Origin of the sequence: Alkalihalobacillus sp. CinArs1 (assembly GCF_947387515.1) — a bacterium.
Taxonomy (GTDB): Bacteria; Bacillota; Bacilli; order Bacillales; family Guptibacillaceae; genus Guptibacillus.
In genome coordinates, this window is sequence record NZ_CANDOB010000002.1 from 115,868 (window position 1) to 141,534 (window position 25,667).

The 25,667-nt window shown below is 42.0% G+C and carries 31 protein-coding genes and 1 other annotated feature; of the genes, 22 read left to right on the plus strand and 9 right to left on the minus strand.

All coding sequences use genetic code 11. The features are described from left to right. Positions 1-227 precede the first annotated feature (227 nt). Both PFZ69_RS09085 and PFZ69_RS09090 read left to right on the plus strand, forming a co-directional pair. Positions 228-395, plus strand: coding sequence for a hypothetical protein (locus PFZ69_RS09085; RefSeq protein ID WP_270180761.1), 168 nt, complete (start codon positions 228-230; stop codon positions 393-395). A gap of 105 nt (positions 396-500) precedes the next feature. Next, positions 501-1,619 carry a M14 family metallopeptidase gene (locus PFZ69_RS09090; RefSeq protein WP_270180762.1) on the plus strand — a complete coding sequence of 373 codons (1,119 nt, stop codon included), beginning with the start codon at positions 501-503 and terminating at the stop codon, positions 1,617-1,619. A gap of 32 nt (positions 1,620-1,651) precedes the next feature. Here PFZ69_RS09090 and PFZ69_RS09095 read toward each other — a convergent pair whose 3' ends face one another. Continuing rightward, positions 1,652-1,954 (minus strand): MTH1187 family thiamine-binding protein, encoded by a 303-nt coding sequence (locus tag PFZ69_RS09095; RefSeq protein WP_270180763.1) that lies wholly within the window; start codon positions 1,952-1,954, stop codon positions 1,652-1,654. Between the two features lie 125 nt (positions 1,955-2,079). Here PFZ69_RS09095 and PFZ69_RS09100 point away from each other — a divergent pair, with 125 nt between their 5' ends. The 3 genes from PFZ69_RS09100 (at position 2,080) to PFZ69_RS09110 (ending at position 3,515) form a co-directional block, all read left to right on the plus strand. Then, the gene (locus tag PFZ69_RS09100) at positions 2,080-2,790 is read left to right on the plus strand and encodes a class I SAM-dependent methyltransferase (protein WP_270180764.1); all 711 of its coding nucleotides are present in this window, start codon (positions 2,080-2,082) and stop codon (positions 2,788-2,790) included. Positions 2,791-2,861: 71 nt separating this feature from the next. Continuing rightward, positions 2,862-3,158 (plus strand): hypothetical protein, encoded by a 297-nt coding sequence (locus tag PFZ69_RS09105; RefSeq protein WP_270180765.1) that lies wholly within the window; start codon positions 2,862-2,864, stop codon positions 3,156-3,158. Between the two features lie 69 nt (positions 3,159-3,227). Then, positions 3,228-3,515: a putative quinol monooxygenase gene (locus PFZ69_RS09110; protein ID WP_270180766.1), complete on the plus strand. Its 288-nt coding sequence runs from the start codon at positions 3,228-3,230 to the stop codon at positions 3,513-3,515. 56 nt (positions 3,516-3,571) lie between these two features. On the opposite strand, the gene PFZ69_RS09115 is transcribed toward PFZ69_RS09110, so the two are convergent. Next, entirely contained in the window at positions 3,572-4,123 is a 552-nt protein-coding gene (locus PFZ69_RS09115) for a TetR/AcrR family transcriptional regulator (protein WP_270180767.1), read from the minus strand. Positions 4,124-4,219: 96 nt separating this feature from the next. Then, positions 4,220-5,764, minus strand: a complete 1,545-nt coding sequence (locus tag PFZ69_RS09120) for a BCCT family transporter (RefSeq protein ID WP_270180768.1) — start codon at positions 5,762-5,764, stop codon at positions 4,220-4,222. 363 nt (positions 5,765-6,127) lie between these two features. Between PFZ69_RS09120 and PFZ69_RS09125 the strand changes: the two genes are divergently transcribed. The 3 genes from PFZ69_RS09125 to PFZ69_RS09135 are packed head-to-tail and all read left to right on the plus strand — an operon-like array spanning position 6,128 to position 8,461. After that, a complete protein-coding gene (locus PFZ69_RS09125) occupies positions 6,128-7,018 on the plus strand; it encodes a 3-keto-5-aminohexanoate cleavage protein (protein WP_270180769.1) in 891 nt (296 codons plus the stop codon). 1 nt (position 7,019) lies between these two features. Then, on the plus strand, positions 7,020-7,982 hold the full coding sequence (locus tag PFZ69_RS09130) for a 3-hydroxyacyl-CoA dehydrogenase NAD-binding domain-containing protein (RefSeq protein ID WP_270180770.1): 963 nt from the start codon (positions 7,020-7,022) through the stop codon (positions 7,980-7,982). 11 nt (positions 7,983-7,993) lie between these two features. Further along, a complete protein-coding gene (locus PFZ69_RS09135; RefSeq protein ID WP_270180771.1) occupies positions 7,994-8,461 on the plus strand; it encodes a thioesterase family protein in 468 nt (155 codons plus the stop codon). 46 nt (positions 8,462-8,507) lie between these two features. On the opposite strand, the gene arsC is transcribed toward PFZ69_RS09135, so the two are convergent. From arsC to PFZ69_RS09150, 3 genes are read right to left on the minus strand one after another with little or no spacing between them, the layout of a single operon-like run. Next, positions 8,508-8,930, minus strand: coding sequence for an arsenate reductase (thioredoxin) (gene arsC / locus PFZ69_RS09140; protein WP_270180772.1), 423 nt, complete (start codon positions 8,928-8,930; stop codon positions 8,508-8,510). Between the two features lie 27 nt (positions 8,931-8,957). Continuing rightward, complete coding sequence (locus tag PFZ69_RS09145) at positions 8,958-10,253, minus strand: arsenic transporter (protein WP_270180773.1); 1,296 nt, start codon at positions 10,251-10,253, stop codon at positions 8,958-8,960. Positions 10,254-10,266: 13 nt separating this feature from the next. Then, positions 10,267-10,611, minus strand: coding sequence for an ArsR/SmtB family transcription factor (locus PFZ69_RS09150; protein ID WP_270180774.1), 345 nt, complete (start codon positions 10,609-10,611; stop codon positions 10,267-10,269). A 136-nt stretch (positions 10,612-10,747) separates the two neighbouring features. On the opposite strand from PFZ69_RS09150, the gene PFZ69_RS09155 reads away from it, so the two are divergent. The 3 genes from PFZ69_RS09155 to PFZ69_RS09165 all read left to right on the plus strand — a co-directional run bounded on the left by PFZ69_RS09155 (position 10,748) and on the right by PFZ69_RS09165 (position 11,475). Continuing rightward, positions 10,748-10,987, plus strand: a complete 240-nt coding sequence (locus tag PFZ69_RS09155) for a carboxymuconolactone decarboxylase family protein (RefSeq protein WP_270180775.1) — start codon at positions 10,748-10,750, stop codon at positions 10,985-10,987. Further along, positions 10,988-11,278, plus strand: a complete 291-nt coding sequence (locus tag PFZ69_RS09160; RefSeq protein ID WP_270180776.1) for a peroxidase — start codon at positions 10,988-10,990, stop codon at positions 11,276-11,278. Between the two features lie 101 nt (positions 11,279-11,379). Then, positions 11,380-11,475, plus strand: coding sequence for a YjcZ family sporulation protein (locus PFZ69_RS09165; RefSeq protein ID WP_142329528.1), 96 nt, complete (start codon positions 11,380-11,382; stop codon positions 11,473-11,475). A gap of 134 nt (positions 11,476-11,609) precedes the next feature. Here the strand turns inward: PFZ69_RS09165 and PFZ69_RS09170 are convergent, their stop codons facing one another. Continuing rightward, a complete protein-coding gene (locus PFZ69_RS09170) occupies positions 11,610-12,665 on the minus strand; it encodes a fatty acid desaturase family protein (protein WP_270180777.1) in 1,056 nt (351 codons plus the stop codon). Between the two features lie 439 nt (positions 12,666-13,104). Beyond that, positions 13,105-13,353: a binding site (T-box leader), on the plus strand. Positions 13,354-13,400: 47 nt separating this feature from the next. Between PFZ69_RS09170 and PFZ69_RS09175 the strand changes: the two genes are divergently transcribed. Further along, positions 13,401-14,393, plus strand: a complete 993-nt coding sequence (locus PFZ69_RS09175; protein WP_270180778.1) for a tryptophan--tRNA ligase — start codon at positions 13,401-13,403, stop codon at positions 14,391-14,393. A 74-nt stretch (positions 14,394-14,467) separates the two neighbouring features. After that, complete coding sequence (locus PFZ69_RS09180; RefSeq protein WP_270180779.1) at positions 14,468-14,797, plus strand: VOC family protein; 330 nt, start codon at positions 14,468-14,470, stop codon at positions 14,795-14,797. A 28-nt stretch (positions 14,798-14,825) separates the two neighbouring features. On the opposite strand, the gene PFZ69_RS09185 is transcribed toward PFZ69_RS09180, so the two are convergent. Next, a complete protein-coding gene (locus PFZ69_RS09185) occupies positions 14,826-15,440 on the minus strand; it encodes a class D sortase (RefSeq protein WP_270180780.1) in 615 nt (204 codons plus the stop codon). A gap of 208 nt (positions 15,441-15,648) precedes the next feature. Between PFZ69_RS09185 and bioB the strand changes: the two genes are divergently transcribed. Continuing rightward, positions 15,649-16,650 (plus strand): biotin synthase BioB, encoded by a 1,002-nt coding sequence (bioB, locus tag PFZ69_RS09190; protein ID WP_270180781.1) that lies wholly within the window; start codon positions 15,649-15,651, stop codon positions 16,648-16,650. 41 nt (positions 16,651-16,691) lie between these two features. Here bioB and PFZ69_RS09195 read toward each other — a convergent pair whose 3' ends face one another. Next, complete coding sequence (locus PFZ69_RS09195; protein WP_270180782.1) at positions 16,692-17,177, minus strand: site-2 protease family protein; 486 nt, start codon at positions 17,175-17,177, stop codon at positions 16,692-16,694. Positions 17,178-17,358: 181 nt separating this feature from the next. On the opposite strand from PFZ69_RS09195, the gene PFZ69_RS09200 reads away from it, so the two are divergent. From PFZ69_RS09200 to PFZ69_RS09235, 8 genes are all read left to right on the plus strand, one after another. Next, positions 17,359-17,829: a DinB family protein gene (locus PFZ69_RS09200; protein ID WP_270180783.1), complete on the plus strand. Its 471-nt coding sequence runs from the start codon at positions 17,359-17,361 to the stop codon at positions 17,827-17,829. 84 nt (positions 17,830-17,913) lie between these two features. Continuing rightward, a complete protein-coding gene (locus PFZ69_RS09205) occupies positions 17,914-18,936 on the plus strand; it encodes a serine hydrolase domain-containing protein (RefSeq protein WP_270180784.1) in 1,023 nt (340 codons plus the stop codon). Positions 18,937-19,115: 179 nt separating this feature from the next. Then, positions 19,116-19,619 (plus strand): hypothetical protein, encoded by a 504-nt coding sequence (locus PFZ69_RS09210; protein ID WP_270180785.1) that lies wholly within the window; start codon positions 19,116-19,118, stop codon positions 19,617-19,619. Further along, entirely contained in the window at positions 19,609-20,370 is a 762-nt protein-coding gene (locus PFZ69_RS09215; protein ID WP_270180786.1) for a 6-carboxyhexanoate--CoA ligase, read from the plus strand. Before PFZ69_RS09210 ends, PFZ69_RS09215 begins: the two co-directional genes overlap by 11 nt. Before the next feature lie 3 nt (positions 20,371-20,373). Continuing rightward, a complete protein-coding gene (gene bioA / locus PFZ69_RS09220; RefSeq protein WP_270180787.1) occupies positions 20,374-21,738 on the plus strand; it encodes an adenosylmethionine--8-amino-7-oxononanoate transaminase in 1,365 nt (454 codons plus the stop codon). Between the two features lie 22 nt (positions 21,739-21,760). Continuing rightward, complete coding sequence (gene bioF, locus PFZ69_RS09225) at positions 21,761-22,894, plus strand: 8-amino-7-oxononanoate synthase (protein ID WP_270182006.1); 1,134 nt, start codon at positions 21,761-21,763, stop codon at positions 22,892-22,894. Beyond that, entirely contained in the window at positions 22,895-23,590 is a 696-nt protein-coding gene (gene bioD, locus PFZ69_RS09230) for a dethiobiotin synthase (RefSeq protein WP_270180788.1), read from the plus strand. It abuts the gene before it with no gap. Positions 23,591-23,667: 77 nt separating this feature from the next. Next, positions 23,668-25,650, plus strand: a complete 1,983-nt coding sequence (locus PFZ69_RS09235) for a penicillin-binding transpeptidase domain-containing protein (RefSeq protein ID WP_270180789.1) — start codon at positions 23,668-23,670, stop codon at positions 25,648-25,650. Positions 25,651-25,667 lie beyond the last annotated feature (17 nt).

A 25,667-nucleotide genomic window follows, 5' to 3' on the forward strand; every position in this document is an offset into this window, starting at 1 on the left:
TTCCTTCGATTACTGTAAGCTACCTTACACCCTTTAAGGTGCTGCTTCCTTAAAATTCGTTCATCACTATCACTATTCGCTTCTCCTTTTCTGTTTCCTTTCGTAGATCGATGAAAACTAGTCGATAAAATTCGCTGGTGTTTAGGGAGTGTGAAAAGCGGGTAAAGAAATGATTACCAGCACAACGGCGGTATACTTAGATAACGATTGAAGGAGAGAAATAGATCATGACAATCGAATTAACATTGCAAATTTTATTATTAACAGTAGGCTTTATTACTGTATCAGCTATTTTCTTAAATGTAGATAAGAAACGCACACAGAAACAGCTTAAACTCGAACTTGCTCAGTATAAAGAGTCTGGAAAGATTCAATATAGCAATTCAAAAGGATGATAGCTTGCTAAAGCTACCATTCTTTTTTTATAGTCGATAGTTTTAAAATATGCCAAGGTGGAATGGTGTTATAAGAAAAAAGTTAGTGAATTGGGAGAGATTATAATGGAGAAAATCGACACCTATTTTCCTGAAAGTTATGAGGAGTCACGAAGAACCTTTCGTGGACACCTTGATAAAATCAAGCAAAAGTGGCCTCAAGCCGAATTGGTTACTGAACAAATCGGTAAAGAGGTAGATAACACGATCGATATGATCAAGTCTGATGCAAATGCATCTAATGATAAGGTTTTATTCTTTACCACAGGTGAACATGGCATCGAGGGGTATGCAGGCGCAGCTGTAACACACATGTTTGTAGAGGAGTACCTCGATCGAATCGATCCAAGAACGACTGGAATCTGTTTCGTTCATGCGTTAAATCCTTGGGGAATGAAACATTTTCGAAGAGTAACCGAGAACAATGTCGATCTGAATCGTCATTATGTCTATGACTCGGTCCCTGAAGATGTTAATAAAAAGTTTGAGAAAGAAAGCGATCTTTTTCTTCCGAATGGCAAGATCCATGATCTAGAACATGAAAAGAAAAAACTGTATGCTCAGTTAGCAAAAGGTCTTGCTAAAGAAGGATATAGCGGGATTAAAGAAGCAAAAGGGATGGGGCAATTCCAGTTCCATAGAGGCGTTTACTATGGTGGGAAGAAAGAGGAAGAACCTGCTGTCTTTTTAAAAAAAGTTCAGCATGACTTATTGTCTACTTATCCTCGCGTGATTCATATGGACTGGCATACTGCCCTAGGCCCTACGAACGAACTCACGATGGTTATCTCAGAACAAGACTCTCGAGAACAAGGGGACTTGGAAAAGGCATACAACATGAAAAACATTGAGAAGTTTGCGCCTACAAAAGTAAAAGGAGATTCGACCTACCACTTTCATAAGTTGAAGAATGAGGATTATCCTGACACCTATCTTTTTTCAGCACTGTTTGAATTTGGCACGTTTGGTACTGGAAAAAAGGCAGAGTTACGCGAATTCATGACGATTGTCCTTGAAAACCACCTTTATTGGGAAGGTGCAGAAAACCCTGAAGATCGAAAGTGGATCCAGGATGAATTTCGCGCAATGTTCTATCCGAAAGAGCAAGAATGGCTAGAGTCTGTTCTGCAAGAAGCTAAGGGGGGAATCGACTCGGTCTTAACACGAGAAGAAATCATGAAATGAGAAAGAGAGCTGGCTCACCCAGCTCTCTCTTATTATGATCCTAATTCAGTTTTCACTTCGTTAATTTGACTATCGATGTTAAGGGGTTTATCCTCGCGATCCTCGATCTTAATGTTGGTGATGACTCTATCGGAGCCACTTTTTAGAGCCTGCGTGTGGATGTCTCTTGCTAGCTCAAATAGCTCATCAACATTCCCTTCAAAAACTGTGGATGTTGGGCTAAGATGGTAAGTAAAGCCTTCCTTTTCAGCTAACCTTACTGCATCAGTTACAAACTGACTCATACTTGTTTGACCCGTGCCGACTGGTGTTACGCTTATTTCTAATAATGCCATGTTCCATCTCCTCCTTATCCTGAGGTTATATATATGACATTGACGAATTGAGGGAAAACGAAACATCGCTGAACATATTCCATTCTAAAGTACTAACGAACGATGATAAAAAGGGGATTACGTGCATGAATCAATCGATTGAAGAGACATATAACAAATTAGCTCGTACATATGAAAAGAGTACAGATGAGGGGTCTTCATACAATGCGTATTACGAACGACCAGGAGTAATGAGCGAGATCAGAGAAAATCTTACCGGAATGAACGTACTTGATGCAGGATGTTCAGCAGGGTGGTATTCAGAACAGTTTGTTGGACGTGGAGCTACCGTTACGGGGATCGATATTAGTGAAAAAATGATTCAAGCGGCCAAACGTAGAGTGGGAGAAAACGCTGATTTTATTCAACATGATCTTACGAAAAGCCTTCCATTTAAAGACGAGTCGTTCGATCTTATTGTGAGTTCGTTAACCCTTCATTACTTAAAAGACTGGGACACTGTTTTTGCTGAATTTAAAAGAGTGTTAAAACCAGGAGGAGAACTCATTTTTTCCGTCCATCATCCCTTTATGGACTTTACCAGATTTAACGTGAACGATTATTTTGAGACGACGATTCTTACCGATACATGGAAAAAGCCAGAAGTTACGATCGACGTAACATTTTATCGTAGAGCGATGCAGGATATTGTAAACGTCGTGACAAGATACTTCACTCTTAAGAAGCTCATCGAACCGAAGCCAGCAAAAATCATGCAAGAAAAAGAACCAAAATCATATGAATATCTCATGACGAACCCTCATTTTCTTATCGTCAAAGCTTGTAAAGACCGTTGATTCTGAACGGAAGGTGAAACGTCACCCCTTCGTAATACGTAAATAAAGTAAGTGAAGAGGAGGGACGTTGTATGGAGCTCTGGATGATCGTACTAATGATTCCTGTCTTCATTTTAGTGTTGATGGGATTTAATTTTCTCATGGGTTACCGAAAAGACCATATTCAAATTGATTTTGATGAGCGATATACGGACTTCAATGAGTATGTAAAAGCAATTACGAATAAGCTAAAAGCCGAAGGACGTAAGGTGGAGTATACGGACTACCGAACATTTAAAATCGATGGAAAAGAATACGTTTTTATTGAACGAAACGTCAGCATTGGGGGAGTGCCGTTACAGCGAACGATTCTTAAGCCTGCTCGATAAGGGTGAACCGTTTAAAACGCTACCGATTTGTTCACACTATGAACGTTAACAATAACGAGGTGAATAATAGTGGAGCAAATCGTCATCACAGCTATCTTAAAGCCAATCGAAGGCCATGAGGATGAAGTGTACAATGTACTCAAGACTGTAACGGAAGCATCAAGGAAAGAATCGGGTTGTATTCAGTATGATGTTCACCAGTCTATGCAGGATTCAAATTACATTCTGATTGAAGTGTGGGAAAATGAAGAAGCGGTAGAAGCACATATAAACTCGTCTCATTATCAGAAGTATAGGGAAAGTATCCCTGATTTTGTTAGTTTGAGAGAAGTGTTTAAGATGAAGAAAATACTTTGAATGTGGTAGTTTGAGCTTAAAAAAGCACTCGCTCAACATAGAAGCGAGTGCTTTTTTTATTTGTCTTCTTTTTTTGGATAGGTTTGTTCTAAGAGTGCATCTACGACTTGCTTCCGTAGTTTCTCATCTAACGGTGCAAGGCTGAAGATTTCAGAGAACCACAATCCATCGACAGCAAGTCTTAAAATAGTTGCTTTCACAGGATCTAATCCGTCTGCCTCGATGTTTTCTTGCCAATTCGCATATGTTTGTTGCAAAGGTTTTAGAAGGTCAGGATTAATCCCTTGAGCAGCAAGCATACCAGCACTTGTTTCCGTATTTTTAAGACTTTGATCGTACGTCGCTTTGACAAAAGCTCTTGTCCATTTGCCATTTTGGTTTATATCTTCTTGTACGGCATTCTCAACATTAGATCGATAGAGGTTGTTCATATGGAGGACAAGCCCTTCCACTAGAGCTTCCTTGCTCCGAAAGTGATAGAGAAGTCCACCCTTACTTACCTTTGCCTCTTCTGCAACAGCATCCAACGTTAGAGCGTCGATTCCACGCTTATGAACAATTAGAGCAGCAGCTTCTAATATTTTGTGCCGTTTTGATTCTCTAGGCATCGATCTATTCCTCTCAACTATATTTTCAAATCTTACCATATCGTATCACTAGCAGAATTCTAGTTCAATATATAGCTATCATCGTGACTCGCGTTATCAGCTTGCTTGTTTTTCCTTTTGTATACGATTTTCCGTATCTTCTTTGACTAGCTTAATAAAAGACCAGCCAAGCATAGGAAGGATGATCAATAGCGGAAATCCTCCTATAATACTGATCGTTTGGAGCGTTTTTAATCCACCTAGATACATAAAGATCATCGGCAAAATCGATAGTGAAAGTGCCCAGAACAATCTGTTCCAACGAACCGGTTCTCCCTCAACGCGTTTTTGAGTCACTGAAGCGATGACATAAGATCCAGAGTCATACGTAGTCGCTAAGAAAATGGTCGCGAGAAGGACGAACACAATGATGGCAAGACTCGCAAAAGGCAAGTTTGTAAGTGTGCCAATAATTGCCGCAGGCGCCCCCTGTTGGTTTAGTGTTTCAATGACAGCATATTGTCCACTTAGCTCAAGGTACATTGAATAGTTCCCTAAGATCCCGAAGAATAGGACTGTTCCAAGACTTCCGTATAGAATCGTACCAAAAACGACCTGACGGATCGTACGTCCTTTGGAAATTCTTGCGATGAAAAGACCTACGAATGGTGCATAGACAATCCACCATGCCCAATAAAAGACAGTCCATGATTCTGGAAAAGCTGTTTTTGTGAATACGCCAAGGTCATTGAAAGGTTCGGTCCATGTACTCATGAGGAAGAAGTTGTCTAACATTCGACCAAGCCCTGTAACGGTAGATTCAGTCATAAACGTGGTTGGTCCAACCGTGAAAATGAAGGCTAATAGAATAAATGCTAGCCACAGGTTGATATCACTTAAAAGGCGAATCCCTTTTTTAAGACCTGAGTATGCACTTAAACCAAAAATCATCGTACAGAATACCAAAATGATGGATTTTGTAACAAATGTATCGGGGACACCAATGAGATGATTTAACCCAGTAGAGATGATTGGTGCTGATAAAGCAAGTCCTGTTCCACCACCGCCAATAAGTCCAAACATAAATAGGATATCGACCAGTCTCCCAAGAAAACCATCCGTGTGCTTTCCAAGAAGTGGACGGCATGCTTCACTAACTTTAAATACATTTACTTTTTTTACATAAAACAAATAGCCGATCGGTAATGCAGGGATTGCAAACATGCTCCACGCGATTGGTCCCCAGTGGAAGAAGCCGTACGTTGCCGCCCATCTCACTGCTTCCTCCGTTCCAGCTTCGATTCCAAAAGGTGGGCTTTGATAATAATAAGCCCATTCGATAACGCCCCAATATAGAATTCCGGTGCCTATTCCACTTGTAAATAACATGGCAGCCCAAGATCCTGTTGAGAATTCAGGCTTCGTTTCAGTACTTCCTAATTTAATGTTTCCATATTTACTAATGCCTATATATAAAAGAAAAAGCAATAATAATAATCCAATGGTAAGGAATACTACCCCCATGTGTCCTGTGACAACATCATTCAGTGTTAAAACAATGTTTTTCCCTTGCTGAGGAAAGATGAGTAAGGGTAATGATACAAAGATGAGTAAGGCTAATGCCCCCAAAAACGTCTTCCAGTCCATGATGTTTGTTGACATGAAAACTCTCCTTCTTTCTTATTTATTTCTCCGATTTGTGAACACAATTGTAAAATGTACTATCCGGACGGTAATGTTTCAAAGTGTTGAAAGGTAAGCATACAAAAGAAAAGAAGAGTATAGTGTATTTAAGTTGGAAAGAGTAGTAGATTTGACATGTTTTGAGCAAAAATGAGGTTTTACAATATCTATAGGTGATTGTAACGGTCAGAGTAGTGGAAGTACGGGATGTTCCTTTTATTTTTATAATGATTCGATTCTGTAGAAATAACGGCTTGAAAATAAACAGTCCAGATGGTATAGTTTCAACTGGCTTGGAAAGACAAAGATAATAATCGATAACAGATAAAGGAGGACATTTTGATGAAAGGGAAAGTATTGTTAACAGCAGCAGTAACGGGTGCAGGAGATACAATAAAGAAAAACCCAAATGTTCCTGTCACACCTAAAGAAATTGCAGAGTCTGCAATCGAATCAGCAAAAGCAGGGGCAACAATCGCCCACGTTCATGCTCGCGATCCTGAAACAGGTGGGATCAGTCACAACGTAGACCATTACCGTGAAATCGTGGAACGCATTCGTGAATCGGAGACGGATGTCATTATCAACATTACATCTGGAGGCGGGGGAGATTTCATCCCTAGCTTATCCACACCATCTGCGGGTGGAGAAGGTACAGATATGCAAACACCGAAAGAGCGCCATGAACCTGTAGGTCAGTTACTACCTGAAATGTGCACGCTGGATTGCGGAAGTACGAATTTCGGTAACATGATCTATATGAGTCCAACTGATTGGTTGCGTGAACAAGCAAAGCTTATACAAGAAAGTGGTGTGAAGCCTGAACTTGAGTGTTTTGATACAGGTCACGTTCGCTTTGCAAAACAATTGATCGATGAAGGATTAATCGATGGTGACCCAATGTTTCAGTTTTGTCTCGGTATTCCATGGGGAGCAGAAGCAGATGCTGAAACGATGCTCTATATGAGAAATCGTCTTCCAGAGAATGCGCACTGGTCAGCGTTTGGAATCGGTAGAATGCAGATGCCGATCGCAGCTCAATCCGCTTTGCTTGGAGGAAACGTTCGAGTAGGACTTGAAGATAACATCTACTTGAGTAAAGGCGTTCCTGCAACGAACGAACAACTGGTTGATAAAGCCGTTACGATGCTTCATGGTCATGGTCTAGAACCAATGACTCCTCAAGAAGCAAGAGAGTATCTACAACTTAGAAACCCGCACGGAGGGAAATAAAATGGCAGATATCAAAAAAGTAGCAGTCGTAGGGACAGGCGTAATTGGTAATGGATGGATTACACGTTTTCTTGCTAATGGATACGATGTTGTCGCAACTGATCCAGCAGACGGCGCTGAGGAGAGAATGCGTAAAGCGGTGGATCATGCATGGCCTTACGTAGAGGAACTTGGGCTAGTGGAAGGCGCATCAAAAGATCGACTGTCGTTTGAGAAAGATCTTGCAACAGCAGTTTCAGATGCTGATTTTATCCAGGAAAACGTTCCTGAAGTTGAAGATTTGAAGGAGTCTGTACTAAAGAATATTGATTCTCATGCGAAAGAGGATGCGATCATCGGATCAAGTACTTCAGGAATCAAGCCATCCTATTTACAGCGCGGACTTTCACACCCTGAGCGTTTTGTTGTAGCGCATCCTTTTCACCCTGTTTATATCTTGCCATTAGTAGAAGTTGTCCCTGGACAAGCGACTACAAAAGCGTACACTGATCGTGCGATGGCGTTCTTTGAAGGCATGAATATGAAGGCGTTACTTGTTCGTCATGAAATTGAAGGTCACATTGCAGACCGTCTACTCGAGGCAATTTGGCGTGAATCGCTTCATATTGTAAATGAAGGAATCGCAACGACAGAAGAAGTGGACAACGCGTTTATTTATGGTGCAGGACTTCGTTATGCGCAGTACGGTCCTTTCCTTACGTTCCATCTTGCAGGGGGAGAAGGCGGTATGCGTCACATGTTGAAACAGTTCGGACCTGCACTTAAGAAGCCGTGGACAAAGCTTGAAGCACCGGAGTTAACTGATGAGCTTCACGATCGGGTTGTTGAGGGTTGTGAAGATCAGTCTCGTGACTGCAGCTTATCGGAGCTTGATAAGAACCGAAACGAATTTCTTGTTAAACTTCTTGATCTTGTGAAGGACTATTGGCCAGAAGCGCAGCAAGTTAAGAAGTCTAACGAATAGGAGGGGGCAACATGTCTACTTTCAAACTTGAACAGGATGTTCTCAAAGAATGGGTCGATTACAACGGTCATATGAATGATGCTGAATATGCGAAAGTTTTCAGCATTGCTGTGGACGAATTTATGAACCATATCGGCCTGAACGAGGAAGGACGCGAACAATACAACTACACGATCTTCACTTTGGAAACGCACCTTTGTTACTTGAAGGAAGCTCATGAAGGTGAAAAGTTAATTGTAAGGAGCCAAATCCTTGATCTTGATCAAAAACGTATTCATATTTTCTTCAAGATGGAAAACGATCAAGGTGATGTCGTGGCAACAAGCGAACAGATGCTAATGGGAATGGATACGACAGAGGGAAGACCTGGAGCATTTCCAGAAGCTGTGGTTGTCGAATTAGAGCAAATGTATGTCGTCGATAAAGAATACGAAACACCGAAGCAGGCCGGCCGAACAATCGGTATTAAAAGAAAATAAGCAAACAAAAAGGCATCCCCAATCGATTGGGAATGCCTTTTTCTGTTTACTGCTCTTCTTTTGCAAAGCGTTCAATCCGTGCATCGATTTCATCACGGACACGTTGGAAGAATGCCCATTTTTCTTCTTCAGTTCCTTCAGCTTTTGCAGGGTCGTCAAAGCCCCAGTGCTCACGTGTAACATGTGGAGGCGTCATCGGACATTTGTCGTTCGCATCTCCGCAAAGTGTTACGACCATGTCAGCATTGTTCAGAAGCTCTGAATCGATCGTGTCAGATGTTTGGTTCGTGATGTCGATGTCGACTTCTTTCATTGCTTTCACCGCATTAGGATTCAATCCATGCGCTTCGATTCCAGCAGAGTAAACGTCGTAGCGATCGCTAAGGTGTTTTTTTGCAAACCCTTCAGCCATTTGACTTCTGCAAGAGTTACCCGTACATAGGAAATAAATCGTTTTTTTGTTAGACATGATCAATCGTCTCCTCTTTGTTATAAGTTAAATGATCAATAGCCACAGATAGAGGCCAAAGAGTGTAATTAATAGTGTAGGAATAGTTAATATAATTCCTATTTTAAAGTAGTATCCCCAAGAAATCTTCACACCTTTTAGGGACAGTACGTGAAGCCATAATAGTGTAGCGAGAGAACCGATCGGTGTGATCTTAGGACCTAAATCAGAACCGATGATGTTCGCGTAAATCAGTGCTTCTTTTAGCGTGCCTGTTGTAGATGTTGCTTCAATTGCAAGCGCATCGATCATAACCGTAGGCATGTTGTTCATAATGGAAGATAAGATGGCAGCGATGAAGCCCATCGAAACGGTTGCTGCTAGTAATCCTTGGTCAGCTGCACCCTGAATGAGGTTTGCGAGTATGTCCGTTAAGCCAACATTCCGGAGTCCGTAAACAACAACGTACATACCGATCGAGAAGAATACGATCGCCCATGGTGCTCCATTTACAACTTTACGCGTTTCGACCGCTGAACTTCTTCTAGCCATCAGTAGGAAGAAGATCGCAACGATTCCTGCGATGATCGAAACGGGAACGCCGATAAATTCACTTGCAAAATACCCTACGAGCAAGACAGCAAGTACGAGCCAGGATAGTTTGAACATCTTCTCATCACGGATTGCTTCTTTCGGTGCTCTAAGCATCTTCAAATCATAGTTCCCTGGAATATCTTTTCTAAAGAAAAGGTAAAGCACAAGGATACTTGCGCCAAGCGCAAAGAAGTTCGGAACGACCATTCTTGAAGCATATTCAACGAATCCGATATCGAAAAAGTCCGCTGAAACGATATTCACGAGGTTACTAACAACAAGTGGCAGTGATGTCGTATCTGCAATAAAACCACTCGCCATAATAAAAGGGAAGATCATTCTTTCTTGAAATTTAAGATTTCGCACCATCGCAAGTACGATTGGTGTCAGGATAAGTGCTGCGCCATCATTTGCGAAAAGTGCAGCTACAACAGCTCCGAGTAGCGTTACGTAAATAAACATTCGGAGTCCGTTCCCTTTTGCTACTCTTGCCATATGAAGAGCAGCCCATTCAAAGAACCCGATTTCATCTAGGATGAGTGAGATCAAGATGATCGCAATAAACGCGAATGTGGCGTTCCATACGATTTCGGTTACGGTTATCACATCTTGAAAATCAACGACACCTACAAGAAGGGCTAGAATGGCGCCACCGCATGCCGACCACCCGATTCCGAGGTTTTTCGGCTGCCAGATGACGAGAATCAATGTAAGTATAAAAATCATGATTGCGAGTAAAACAGAAGTCAAATCGATTCCTCCATTAATCACAGCGTATGCGTCGTCCGCTTAGTTCTAGTTGGTGAAGCTTGTCTCGTTGATCCGGAACGAGCTGAATGATACTTTCGATGATAGAAAAAGCTTCATGGTCTCGGTTGAGTGAGTAAAAGATCCACTGGCTATTTCTTCGCTCTTTCACTAACCCAGCATCGCGAAGCTTACGAAGATGCTGGCTGATGGAAGGCTGGCTCATGTTTAGTAAGTCCACAAATTCACATACGCAGCACTCTCCGTCTTTTAACAAACTGATGATTGTCAGTCTTGTTTTATCTCCTAACAGTTTAAGAACGCTAGCAGCTAATTCCATTTCGATCGCCGTTCTATTCATTGCATCACCTCCAGTCATTAGTATATAAGCATGTACTTATATATGCAATGATTTAATCCTTCAGATCACGATTTTGAAGGTGAAGTGCTCTTCCTGATAGAAAAGAAAGGGTATGACGTGAAAGGAGAGATCTAACATGGAGGCAAGAATAAAAGTGGTACCATATGAAGAGGCAGAAGGGAAACTAAAGGACCTTTATGAGGCATTCAACAATGAAATGGCCAATATATTGCGCGTGCATTCTTTAAATCCTCGTTCTCTTGAAGCACATTTGAAGTACTACAAAGTCATTATGTTTGCTGAGTCGCCATTATCACGAAGGGTAAGAGAAATGATCGCAACGGTCGTCTCAGTAGAGAATGAGTGTTTTTACTGAATGGAACATCATGGGGCGGCGCTCCATTTCATTACGAAAGATCGTGAACTAGTAGAAGGGATAAAGAAGAATTATCGAGAGCTGGATTTAGAAATGAAGGAGCTAGCAATACTGGATTACGCTGTTAAGCTTACGAAAAAGCCGAGCAGTGTGACGGACGAGGATGTGGCGGAATTAAAAGAAATAGGGTGTATCGATCGAGAAATCCTCGATATTTGTCAGATTGCTTCTTACTTCAACTTTGTGAACCGAATGGCAGAGGGGCTAGGGGTTTCCTTAGAGCGGCGATAGGGATAAAACAAACAATCCCTGCCTTACTAAACGAATGCCTATCCAACATGGTAACTATAGCATAGGATATAGTAATCCATGATGGAAGGGAGGCCAACTCCATGGGATATGGTTACGGCAGCGGGTTCGCTCTAATTGTTGTGCTGTTTATTCTCCTTATCATCGTAGGTGCAGCTTTTGTTGGAGGCGGGTACTAATACTCGATTTCTAAAGCTGCATGTAGCGGGTTAATCCTGCTAAATTGCATGTAATGAGAACAAGGATGCAGGGAAGGCTAATTTGGCCTCCTCTGATAACGAGAAAAAGCAGCCCTTCTTGGGCTGCTTTCTACTTATTTCTTAAAGAGTTTGCGTGGTAAGATCGATCGTGGGTTCAGTTTGTTTCCCAGTGATCCGAAGCCATTTCCACTGTTTGGATCAACAAGCTCATTGTGCTCAAAATAAACACGAGGCGTTTTCCAAAGTGCGATGAGCGCTCTCGTCATCGGCATTTCATGATAGCGATCAGGCCACATGTCTTTAATGTGCTGTTTAACGAGCGGATAATATTTTGGGCTCATACCAGGGAACAAGTGATGTTCTGTGTGGTAAGAGAAGTTAAAGTGAATCTTATCTACCCATTTTGGAACGGTAACCGTCAAGCTGTTAGCAAGTGGGTCGTTCACAGGGGTCAATGGATTCAAACGATGGTTTGTTGAAATGTAAGCCATAACGATAAAGTTTGCGATCAACAATGGAATAAAGAATGCAAAGATCCATTTTTCGAATCCCATGATGAATAAGAGTCCGATCCATGTTACCCATGGAAGAACAACTTGTAGCCAGACTTCTGTCTGCTTTCCTGATTTGAATTCTTTAATGTATACAAAGAACATTTTCATCGAATGTGCAGTGAACTGAACAGTAAGTGATGCAAAGCTAAAGAATGCTCTGATGAATAATGGCAGTCTATAGATCCAACGGAAGATCTTCATCTTCGAGATCTTCTCGAGCGTTGGCCATGCATCAGGGTCATTCTCATCATGTTGTGTGTGCACATGGTGGTTCATATTATGCCATTTACGCCATAATTTTGGTCCAGTACTTAACGGAAAGAAGGCGATTGCACCAAGGGTGTCTCGAAGCCAAGGCTTACGTACAACTGTTCCGTGCAAAATTTCGTGACCGAGAAACCCAAGTCCAGCAAAGCTTGCACCGATTACAACTGAGAAAACTAAGTTGATGAGTGGATGCAAGTTAAACAGTCCTATGATCAGGAAGCTGGCAACTGTAATCAACAAGTATATGAGACCGCCGAATAATCGGCTAGGTACGGGTTTAAAGGCATCCTTTGGCATGTGTTTCTTCACACGTGCCGCATACCAACTGAATGAGTGTAGATCTTTCACTAAATCACCTTCCAATAGTCATTTGGGCAGAATTTTCAATTTTCTTATCTATGATTCGCAGTTAACTTTAACAGCACGATAAAGGCAAGTCAATGGAATTTATGACCAAAAGTTATGACCAGGTACTAAAAATAGTCATTTGAAAAATAATAACGCTATTATGCCAGACTAAAAAGCATAACAACAAACACGATTGTAAAAACATTTTAAACAAAATTATTTTTAGTCATACATGTAATCAACATGTAGAAATTCTTTAAATACTTTAAAAATGGGATCCTGTTTTGTGTAAAATGGTAGAGGATGAGTGGAAGTTATTTCTTACCTTTCTAGTATAACGCTTCTGGAAAGAATAAGATAATTTTAAGAAGCGTAAAGCAGAATTGTGGAAATACTTTCTTGACTTGACTACTTGTAATGTTTAGAATAATAAAAAAATACACGAGCGATGATGAAGAAGAGTAGTCTTTAGTAACACGTCAGAGAGCTGATGGGTGGTGTGAATCAGTGTGTGCTGAAGGGGAATGGGCTTCTGAGCTTCCGGGACTGAACGAAGGAGTAGGTTGCGGCGGAAGGTCTTACCGATAAAAGAGACACCTTATAGAAAAGCTTTCTTTTCTGTAGGAGTTAAGCGCGTTTGTGTGAAGCAAACGAATAAAGGTGGCACCACGGGTTTCTCGTCCTTTTCATAGGATGAGAAGCCCTTTTTGTGTTGATTAGAATGGAGGATGAGTGATGAAGAAAACGGTGTTGACGGGTATTAAACCAACAGGAAGGATTCACCTTGGGAACTATATCGGTGCGATCAAACCAGCGTTAGAGCTTGCAGCAGAAGAGGATCCTGTTTATTTCGTAGCAGATTATCATGGACTTACGAAAATACAAGATGCTGAACAGATGAAAGATCTCTCGTACGGGATTGCTGCGACATGGCTTGCTTTAGGACTTGATCCATCCACATCCATTTTTTATCGCCAGTCTGATGTTCCTGAAATATTTGAACTTTCATGGATTCTTGCATGTTTTAGCTCAAAAGGGTTGATGAATCGTGCGCATGCATACAAGGCGATCGTCGATCAAAATAGAGAAACAGGACGCGAAATCGATGATGGAGTCAACATGGGACTGTTCACATATCCGATTTTAATGGCTTCTGATATTTTACTCTTCCAGTCTGATCTTGTTCCAGTTGGGAAAGATCAAATCCAGCATGTTGAAATCGCTCGTGACCTTGCAGATACGTTCAATCGACAATTCGGTGAAACGTTCAAACTTCCAGATTATGTTGTGAAGGAAGAATCTGCTGTCATACCGGGTCTCGATGGTCGGAAGATGAGTAAAAGCTACCATAACACGATTCCGATTTTTGAAGAGCCTGAGAAACTTAAGAAGTTGATCAACAAAATCAAGACGGATTCGACAAAACCTCATGAAGCGAAGGATCCAGACGATTCGACCGTATTTGCACTTTATCGTGAATTTGCAAGTCAAGATGAGGTTAGTAAAATGAGAGATCGATTTGAAAATGGAATTGGATGGGGAGAGGCGAAAAAAGAATTGTTCGAAGCGATGAACCATGTGCTTGAAGAGCCTCGAAGAAAATATAAGTATTACATGGAAAATCGAGAAGAGCTTGATCGGATACTTGCTGAAGGGGCAGGAAAAGCTAGAGCTAAAGCGAAACCTCTCTTGAATGAAGTGAAGCAGAAGATCGGAATAAAAGCATGAATCGATTGAAGGAACGCTCGAAATGAAAGAGAAATGGGAAGAATGGGAAAGATGAATGAAGTGAGGTGTAGTGAATGAAATATGAGCTGTCTAAAAATATTGGCTTACAAGTAAAAAATGTCGCTGAAGCGAAAAGGTTTTATGAGAAAGTATTTGGTTTTAAGCACCAGGAGCACAGTACAGTCAATGAGGTAGAATTCAAAAGCGATCACAATCACATCTTTTTGATCGATGGAGAGGAAAATCTCGGGCCAGTCTTAGAGTTAGAAGTGGAATCATTAGAAGAAGCAAGGAATGATTTATTGAAGAATGGTTGTAAAATCATTCGCTGGGAAGGAAAAGGGAAAGATTGCTATATCCAAGATCCTTATGGAATGACGTTTAATATTTGGGAGAAAGGTTAAGAAAGAGCTGCCGAAATGGCAGCTCTTTTTACTTACGGAGTGGTGTTTCTTTTGAAACGAGCTCTGATTGAATGATATATCGTTCTGGTGCGAACCCAATATAATCAAACGGATAGCAAGTTGTTAACGTTAAAGTAGGCTCGTCCTTGTTTACGATAACGGAACGGTCATCTTCATCTGTGATCCAAATCTTTCTTACTTGATAATCGTATACAGTTCCATTGAATTCTACATACAAGTGGTCGCCTTCTTCTACTTGATCAAGGTTGTGAAAAACGGTGTCTCGATGCCCAGAGAGAACCACGTGGCCATTTTCATCAGGCGTGACAGTCCACTTACTTTCGTGTAGACCGACACCTTTCTTCAATGAATCCTCATCCGTTCCATAGTAAACGCTGTATGTGCTGCCTATCCTTGGAATCGATAGCATAGCTGCTTTTTCACCATACTCATATGTGGATTTTGATTCTTCTTCCTCAACAGCAATCGTCTTTTTCTCCACGGTCGATTCCCAACCTGGATGGTTTTTTTGGACGACTTCTGGCTCATGGGTAACAGCTTTGCTTTGATCCCAAAAGGAATAGCCACTCCATAAAACGATCAAAAGACCTACAAATAACAGCAGAATTCCAACCTTTTTCATAGATGCTTAACGCTCATTAAAAGGTTTGTCATTCGAACTCCTCCTATAGAAACAGTCTCTACTAATTGTCTTCCTCAGGAGGTAAGATGTAAACCATTATTTCAAATATTTTCAAAAAAAGATCAGATTGACAGACGTTTCCACTTGGTGGTAGGTTAATGTTAACTTAAATAAACAATAAGTTAACATTTAAATGGGAGGCAATTGGATGCTTAAAGTCGAAGAAACAACAGCGAATTGGGAAAAATTTGCGGATCTTGCACTTGAAGGGAAACCGCTGACAAAAGAACAAGCTATTTCAGTACTTTCATCCTCCGATGAATCGTTATTACCTTTATTGAATGCGGCATACCGCGTGAGAAAGCATTATTTCGGGAAAAAAGTAAAGCTGAACATGATCATCAACGCGAAGAGCGGGTTATGTCCTGAAAACTGTGGGTACTGTGCTCAATCCGCCTATGCGGATACGAACGTAAATAAATATGCACTTCTAGACAAGGATACCCTTGTGAGTGGGGCACGGGAAGCGATGAATCGTAAAGCTGGTACATACTGTATCGTGATGAGTGGACGCGGTGCAACAAACAGAGAACTTGATAAAGTAATCGATGCTGTTGAAGAAATTAAAGCCGAGATGCCTCTTAAAATCTGTGCTTGTCTCGGAATTCTTTCTTCTGAGCAGACGAACCGTCTGAAAGAAGCCGGCGTTGATCGCTACAATCATAATATCAATACGAGTAAAGGTCACCATGACAACGTCACAACAACGCACTCATATGATCACCGTGTGAAGACGGTTGAAAATGTAAAGGAGTCTGGTATTTCACCTTGTTCAGGCGTAATCGTTGGAATGGGAGAATCACACGAAGATGTGTATGATATGGCAGCAGAACTTCGTCGAATCGATGCCGACTCGATTCCGGTTAACTTTCTTTACTCTGTGCCCGGTACGAAGATGGAAAAGATGGATGAGCTTGATCCAAGATACTGCTTAAAAGTGCTCGCGCTATTTAGGTTAATGAATCCAACAAAAGAAATCCGTATCTCAGGTGGGCGTGAAGTGAACCTTCGCTCTCTACAAGTGATGGGATTATACGCTGCAAACTCCATCTTTGTCGGAGATTACTTAACGACTGACGGTGCTGAGTCTTCAGCTGATCATAGAATGATAGAAGATTTAGGTTTTGAGATTGAAGAGTGCGCTTTATAAGCTATAAAAAAAAAGCTGCCATGATGGCAGCTTTTTGCTAGTTAGTCGATCGGATCTTCCGCTTTTCCGTAGCGAATCACATCGAATATCGCGAGGCCATCACTAGGCTTTCCAGCATCGTTCCGGTATGGCATAAGCGAAAAGAAAATAAAGTAAACAGAGAAATAGGAATACTGATAAAAGAAAAGTGTCACAGGTAGGACATCTAAATTCATAAGTAGATTAAGAATCAAGATAACACCTAGATTGAATAAACTACCTGCGGCATAGATGGCAACATGTGCCCACGTTTTATTGTAGGTTAGTTTTTCATACTGACACCATCCTTCCATGAAATACTTCTTCTTCACTTCGAGAGCCCCGAGATGGAACAGCGTTTCACCTGTACCTATACAAAACTTAATTTTCCCACCGAACAGTCTCGCCGTAAGAACGTGACCTGCTTCATGAACAAGCGTTACGATCGGGAGAATCAAGAAAAAATTTATTAGAAACATTGGGATATCGCTTAACGTAAACAAAACCATTCCTCCTGGATGCAAAGAGAATTTTGTGCAATGTTAGAGGTGTTACCCCTTTTTAGTAAGGTGTTAACACTATTTTTTAAAAAAGTGACTGTTAAATAAAGGTTCCAGTCCAACTGTATTGAACTAGTACGTTATGAAAGAATAGGTTTGACAGATCTACATAATGAAAGGTGTGTTTAGGATGGAAAATATAATAAAGCAGATGGATATGACCCGTACTTTTTTATTGATGGGTGCTGAGAAGATCACGGAAGATAATGCAGATATCATTCCAGAAGGATTCCCAAATTCACTGCGATGGCAGTTAGGTCACGTGCTTGTCTCGTTTGAGTACATCGTATTCCATATGGCCGGGGAAGAGGTTAACCTCCCTGAAGGCTATACTGAATTGTTTACAAGAGGTACGAGTCCGAAAGATTGGACAGTTGACCCTCCAAAAGTAGCAGAACTCAAAGAACGATTATCTGAACAGATGGGTCGCTTCAAAGAGACGTTTGAAAATCGTCTTGATGAGAAGATTGAAGAAACATTTAAGGCTGGACCAGTAGAGCTGCATACAGTCGGTGAGCTCGTTCTTTTCGCACTCTTTCATGAGAGTGAGCATGGTGGTTGTATCAAAGGGCTTCACCGTGCAATCAAAGGTGCACAGTAAGAGGAGCTGACTTATGTCAGCTTTTTTGTGTTCTTTAACGATTTAAATGAGGAAATGCTTTCGAAGAGAAAGGGGAGAGAGAACATGGAGCAAGTAATCGAACAAATTGAGGAGCGTATAAAGGAAGTGGGGTTTTCTGGTGTTGTTTATGCGCGGAATGAAGATGACGTTGTGATCAAGTCGGCTGCTGGTTTTGCGAACCGAGCGGAAGAAATCAAGAACAACATTCATACGAGCTTTGGAATTGCTTCTGGATGTAAAGTGTTCACAGCGATCGCGATCTGCCAGCTTATTGAGAGAGGACTAGTATCGTTTCAATCTACAATAGGGGAATGTTTCAAGGTTCCATTTCCACACTTCGATAACGAAGTAACAGTTCATCAGCTTTTAACACATACTTCTGGAATACAGGACTATTTTGATGAAGAAACGATGGATGATTATGAAGCATTATGGCTCGACACACCGGCCTACACAGTAACTGAACCGAAAGATTTTTTACCATTGTTCCAGGATGGGAAGATGAAGTTTGCTCCTGGGGAAAGATTTGCCTATAACAACGCAGGTTTTATTGTACTTGGCTTAATCGTGGAGGAGATTACGGGGGAATCGTTCACTGACTATGTAGCGGCAAACATCTTCAGTCCATGCGGCATGCATGATTCTGGTTATTTTCCACTAGATGCGCTTCCTAAAAATACGGCTAAAGGCTATATCGACTTTGAAGATGGATCGTGGAAGACGAATGTCTATTCCATTCCTAAGGTTGGGGGACCGGATGGCGGGGCGTATGTGACGGCTCCGGACATGATTAAGTTTTGGGAAGGCCTTATTAATGGAAAGTTGGTCAGTAAAGCGATCGTTCATCGTTTGCTAACAAGCCATGTGCATGTGAAGGATAATACCTACTACGGATACGGAATTTGGATAGAGATGAATGAGGATGAGGTTATGAAGTATTACGTGATGGGCTATGATCCTGGAGTGAGCTTTGAATCTGCTTATTATCCTTCAACAGATTTCATGGTTGCCATTCCGTCAAATAAGGAAAAAGGTCCTTATAAACTTTTGAAAACACTTGAAGAGGAATGGGGAATGAACGAATAAAACGAAGTCAGCGCCTATACAGGCTGCTGGCTTTTTTTGTTTTCTGCATTTGAAATGCCAATTTTAAAAAAACGGTCGTCGATAAGTTTCTCGTTAGACTATGAATCGTTTTACGAGAATGATAAAATGTCTTAAATAAGTTAACTTAAATTATAAATAGGTTAACATTTTAGGTGGAGGTGAACAAAAATAGATTGAATCGAGAACGAATAAGAGAAATGACAACGATAAGTGTATTAGCGAGCTTAATCATCGTGACAGGGATGATTAAGGTCCCGTCACCGATTCCTGGATCGGATTTTCAACTATCCGCACCACTAGCTGTTGGAATCGCGGTCGTGTATGGTTTTCGAAAGTACATCATAGCTGGTATTCTAGCAAGCTCGATTCTACTGATGCTTGGCTTCCATACGATACTGAACGTGGAAATATCTATGGTTTTTAGGATCGTAGCGGGAGGAGCTGTGGCATTGTTCGGTCCTTCGATTCCAGTCGTGGTCTTAGCTGGTCCACTTGGATCGATCGCAGCCAGATTTGTACTTGCTGAAACATTACAAGTAAGCGTATGGCCACTTTTGGCAGCTGCATTACCGGGCATACTCTTCGCTGCCATCACCGTTTTACCAGTTACATCGCTATTAAAACGAATTAAGGTCGAGGGGAATAAACAGTATGCGAGATAAAGAATTATACAGTATACGAATGCGAGCTTCGGAAGGTGGAGCACATGAAGACGGTGGTAAACACGTTTCTGGAGGAGAACAACTCTCAACTAAAAATGAGTTGATCGATCGCGCTGCATCGCTAGTACGACGAGCTTTTTCTCATCAAAGAGGAGAACCCGATTTTCTAAGGCTTACGATTGAAAAGGTAAGTGAACCTGTTCACGGTCTAACGCCCCTACCTGTTTCTTATACGCAAGTATCAAACGCATCACAAGGAAGACTTGTTGCAGAAGATTTGTTAAAGCAAACAGGATTAACGGAGCAGGTAATCGTTAAAGCCATGTCTGTCTTAGAGACATGCTATGGAGTAAGAGGAGCAATCATAATCGACTCTTCTACAGGCGACCGAATAGATGGTCGTCACGATAAGGGCATCCGGGTATCCCGGCTGGATTGGAATGAAGCAGATTATACCTGTTGGCTTGAACATTTTCAGATGGAAAAGAATCAGAGGTTGAGGGAGGCGTTACCTCTCGCTACTAAAGTCGCTTCACATCCAGATTCGGTTGCAGAGTTTTGCTTTAGTGATGATCCCGATTACATAACAGGCTATGTAGCTTCAAAGAAGGTAGGCTACCATCGCATCTCTCAAATGAAGGAACGAGGCGATGAAAACGGTGGAAGATTATTCTTTGTGAATCCACAGTGTCATGTGTCATCGTATATCGACTATTTAGAAAAAGAGCCAATTCTATTAAAAGGAGTTTAATCTATGAATTTAATCGAGAAAAGTAAGAAGCATCTCTGGCTACCATTTACACAGATGAAGGATTATGATGAAGACCCTTTGATTATTGAAAGTGGAGAAGGAATTAAGGTGAAAGATATCCATGGAAAAGAGTATTATGATGCCTTTTCTTCCGTATGGTTAAACGTTCATGGACACCGAAAGAAGGAGCTAGATGATGCAATCCGAGCGCAACTCGATAAGATCGCCCATTCTACGTTATTAGGAATGACGAACGTCCCTGCAACTGAACTAGCTGAGAAACTTGTAAATCTTGCTCCTGGTCCTTTAACAAGAGTCTTTTATTCAGATAGCGGCGCTGAAGCTGTGGAAATAGCAGTTAAGATGGCTTATCAATATTGGCAGAATAGAGGGAGAAAGGATAAACAGAAATTCATTTCAGTTAAAAACGGCTACCATGGTGATACGATTGGAGCTGTTAGTGTGGGCTCGATCGATCTATTTCATCAAGTGTATGGACCGCTGATGTTTAAAGGTTTCAAAATGCCCGTTCCCAACGTCTATCGCCATGAAACAAGAGATCCGGAAACGTGTCGAGATGAATGCCTCAAAGGGCTAGAAAACGTATTGAAAGAACATCATGCTGAGATTGCGGGGCTAACCATCGAATCGATGGTTCAAGGAGCTGGCGGTATGATCGTCATGCCAGAAGGATTTCTATCGGGTGTGCGTGAACTATGTACCAAATACGATGTTCTCATGATCGTAGATGAGGTTGCGACAGGGTTTGGTCGAACGGGTACCATGTTTGCGTGTGAACATGAAGGCGTCGAGCCAGACTTGATGGCTGCAGGAAAAGGTATTACTGGTGGCTATCTCCCGATTGCAATCACCTACGCAACGGAAGAAATTTACGATGCGTTCTATGACGATTACGAAAAGCTAAAAACGTTTTTCCACGGTCACTCTTACACTGGTAATCAGCTGGGGTGTGCGGTTGCGATTGAAAACCTCCGTTTATTTGAGAGTGAAAAGATCGTAGAAGGTGTTTCGCAACGGTCTGCACAACTGAAGAAACGGTTGGCGGAATTAAATCGCCTCGATCATGTAGGGGACGTTAGACAGCTAGGGTTCATGTGTGGGATTGAACTCGTTTTAGATAAGAAAACGAAGAGGTCGTTTCCGTTTGAGAGTCGTGTCGGCTATAAAGCTTCCCTGAAAATGAGAGAGCTTGGTTTATTAACAAGACCTACTGGAGATGTTGTCGTCTTCATGCCGCCTCTTGTGAGTACAGAGACTGAATTGGAAGAGATGGTCCGCATCATGGAAAAAGCGATTAGCGAAGTTACGAAGAAGGAGGCTGACCGTCTTGCACAGTTTAAAGAATGATTGGATACAAAAAGAGTTACATATGATTGAAGAAAAAGGGTTGTCCCGTGGCTTACGATCGGTGGAATCTTCTTATCAACCTCTTGTTCAAATCGACGGAGAAGCGAAAGTGATGGCAGCCTCGAACAATTATCTTGGATTAAGTTCGGATGAAAGCTTGATAGGTGTTGCGATCGAGGGAATGAGATCGTTTGGAGTTGGCAGCACGGGTTCGCGTTTAACAACGGGAAATACAACGCTGCACGAGCTTCTCGAAAAAAGGATTGCACGCTTTAAAAAGTGTGAAGATGCCTTGCTTTTTTCGAGCGGCTATTTAGCGAATATCGGGGTTCTCTCTTCGATTGCTGGTGAAGGGGATGTTATTCTTAGCGACGAATTGAACCATGCGAGTATTATCGATGGCTGTCGGCTGAGTAAAGCAGCAACAAGAGTATATAACCATGTAGATATGGCAGACCTTAAAGAGCATTTAGTACGCAGTCAAAATAAAAGGCGCCGGTTTATCGTGACGGACGGGGTATTCAGTATGGATGGAAACATCGCGCCTCTACGTGATATTGTATTGCTCGCTGAAGAGTTTAATGCGTATGTCATCGTTGATGACGCCCATGCAACAGGTGTGATCGGAGAAAACGGCAGAGGTACAGCATCATATTATGGCGTTTCAGTTGATGTAACGATTGGAACATTTAGTAAAGCGATCGGTACGGAAGGCGGGTTCGTTGTCGGCTCTAAGGATGTGATCACGTTTTTACGTAACCGTGCTCGGTCGTTCATTTTCCAAACTGCACTCTCACCAGGTATCGTCGCTGCAAGCATTCGCGCATTAGAATTGATCCAGCATGATTCCGCACTTCGCGACCAACTTCATCTCTCGATCAAACAATGTCGAGAAGGACTGAGGGATTTAGGCTATTCCGTTTTGGGAGAGGGAACGCCGATTATCCCCGTTGTAATCGGAGACGCTACAAAAGCCGTACAGTTTTCAAGTGCGCTTGAAAAGGAAGGGGTTTTCGCGCCGGCAATCAGACCTCCATCTGTTCCAGAAGGGTCAAGCCGTATACGTTTAACGTTGATGGCGACGCATCAAAAGAAACAAATCGATGGTATTCTTCGTGCATTTTTGAAAGTTGGAAAGGCATTTGAGGTGATTTGATTGAGTAAAGGAATCTTTGTGACTGGTACGGATACGGATGTAGGAAAGACGGTTGTCTCATCGGGTATCGCAGCTGTATTAAAGAGGAGAGCGCACGACGTAGGAGTATTTAAACCGATGTTAAGTGGCGTGAAAAGGGAAGATCCAGCGAGTGATACGATGCTGTTAAAAACGTTTTCTGGTGATGATAGCGAGATTGAGGCTATCACGCCCTTTCAGTTTGATGAACCGTTAGCGCCTTACCTTGCAGCAAAGCGGCAAGGCTGTGAGGTGCCCTTCTCTGAATTGATAGATCATTGGAACGATGTGAAAGGACATCACGACTTTTTTATCGTAGAAGGCGCTGGAGGAATTACGGTTCCTTTAGGTCATGATTATCGTGTCAGTGATGTTGCAGAAGAGATTGGCTTTCCTATAATCATTGTTGCACGCCCAAACTTAGGCACTTTGAACCATACCTATTTGACGGTCGAATATGCTAGAATGTGTGGCTTAAATGTTTTAGGCGTTATCGTAAATGGGTTGGAAGAAGAGAGAAGTGTTGCTGAAGAAACGAATCCAGGATTGATCGAACAATTCTGTAACGTTCCGGTACTTGGCGTCATTCCAAGAATACATTATATCGATGAACACACCCTTGCGACTGTTTTTGAAGAGCACATTGATTTTGCAAGGTTACTAGATAATCTAGGGTGATCCGTGAAGTATCCCTTTCAACTAGCGATCCGTTCTTTTATACTATAGGAAAATAAAGGAATGAAGGAGAGCTGATCTTGAAACTGAAAATGTTCTTATTGATGGGGGTACTCATCATACTTGCTAGCTGTTCAACACCACCTTCAGCCATCGATGCGTTCGATACATATGTAAAGAAGTGGAATGAACAAGAGTTTAGTAGTTTGTACACGCAGCTGTCGCCGGCTGCACAGGAGTCGATTACAAAAGAAGATTTTGTCGAGCGCTATGAATCGATTTATTCCGATGTTAAAGTTGAGGATTTGAAGGTAACATTTAAGAAGCCTGAGGAAGAACCAGAGGCGAATGAAGAAGGAGAAGTGACGTTTCCTTTTTCAGTTTCGATGCAGACGCTAGCAGGAGAAGTTGCTTTCGAAAACGAGGCAACGCTCGTCCTAACAGAAGATGAGGAGACAGAGACATACAAAGTGAACTGGAATCCTTCATTTATTTTTAAGGAGTTAGAAGAGGGTGAAGAAGTCGCCATTTCTTCAGCAGTCCCAACTCGTGGAGAAATAACGGATCGAAACGGTTTAGAGCTTGCCGTGAATGGAACGGTCAAACAGATCGGAGTCGTTCCTGAAAAAATTGAATCTGATAAAGAAGCGATTCTGTCGCAGTTAAGTGAAGTCTTGAAGGTAAGCGTTGAAGCTATTGAGAAGGAACTAAGTCAAGGGTGGGTCCAATCGAACCCTGCTCAATTCGTTCCGATTAAAAGTGTCATGGAAAAAGAAGCGGATTTGATTGCTGAAGCAATAACGATTACTGGCGTGCAAGTGAACAATACGACAAAACGTATTTATCCACTTGGTGAAAGCGCCGCACACTTAACTGGGTATATCCGTAATCTATTAAAAGAAGACTTAGAAGAATATGCCGAAAAAGGCTACTCAAGCTATGAAAAGATCGGTGTCGCAGGACTTGAAGAAATTTATGAAGACAAGCTTCACGGTAAAACCGGTTGGACGATTTTAATAAAGGGGACTGAGAAAGTAATTGCGAGTACACCGAAAGTGGATGGTGAGAACATACAAGTAACGATCGATTCAACCGTCCAGGAGAAGCTGTACAACGAACTCTCTGGGAAAGCTGGTACAGCGGTAGCACTTCATCCGACAACGGGAGAAACACTAGCGTTGGCGAGTTCTCCTGCGTATGACCCGAACGATTTCACCCTTGGATTCGATGAAGGTGAGTATGATGCGCTAGCTGCTAATAAAGATCAGCCGTTTTCAGCAAAGTTTAATAAAACGTATTCGCCAGGATCTACGATCAAACCGCTTACTGCTGCGATTGCTTTAAAAGACGGACTCGATCCGAATGAGGTTGAAGAAATTGATGGGTTGAAATGGGGAGCAGACTCTAGCTGGGGTAGTTATAAGGTTACGCGCGTAAAACCAGCAGATCCTCAAGTGACGCTTGAAGAAGCGCTCATGCATTCTGATAATATTTACTTTGCGAGAAAAGCGCTTGACCTAGGAGCGGAAAAGTTTCAGCAAGGTCTTGAATCATTTCTGATCGGAAAGGAAACCGACTTTCCGTTTCCAACTGCAGATTCTTCTGTGTCAAACAACGGTTTAGAAAATGACATCCTGTTAGCTGACTCAGGCTATGGACAGGGAGAACTATTGATTTCGCCATATCATCTTGCCATAACGTATACGACGTTTGCGAACGATGGGAAGATGGTGAAGCCTACGTTAATCATGGATCAGGGTGGTGAAGCAGTGGAAGTTGTTTCTTCTGAAATTGCTTCAGTCGTTGATGGTGCTCTTTCAGAAGTCGTTTCAAACCCTGAGGGAACTGCATATGAGCCTAAGGTAGAAGGAATCTCGATCGCAGGGAAAACTGGAACGGCTGAATTAAAAGGTGCAGGTGAAGAAACCGGACAGGAAAACGGTTTGTTCGTAGCTTACAATACGGACCGGAAAGACTTACTCATCGCCATGATGGTCGAGAACGCTTCGAGTCACGACGTCATCGGTAAAGTTAAGAGTGTATTCGCTCAAATGCAGCCGTAAAAACGAAAAAGCCACAT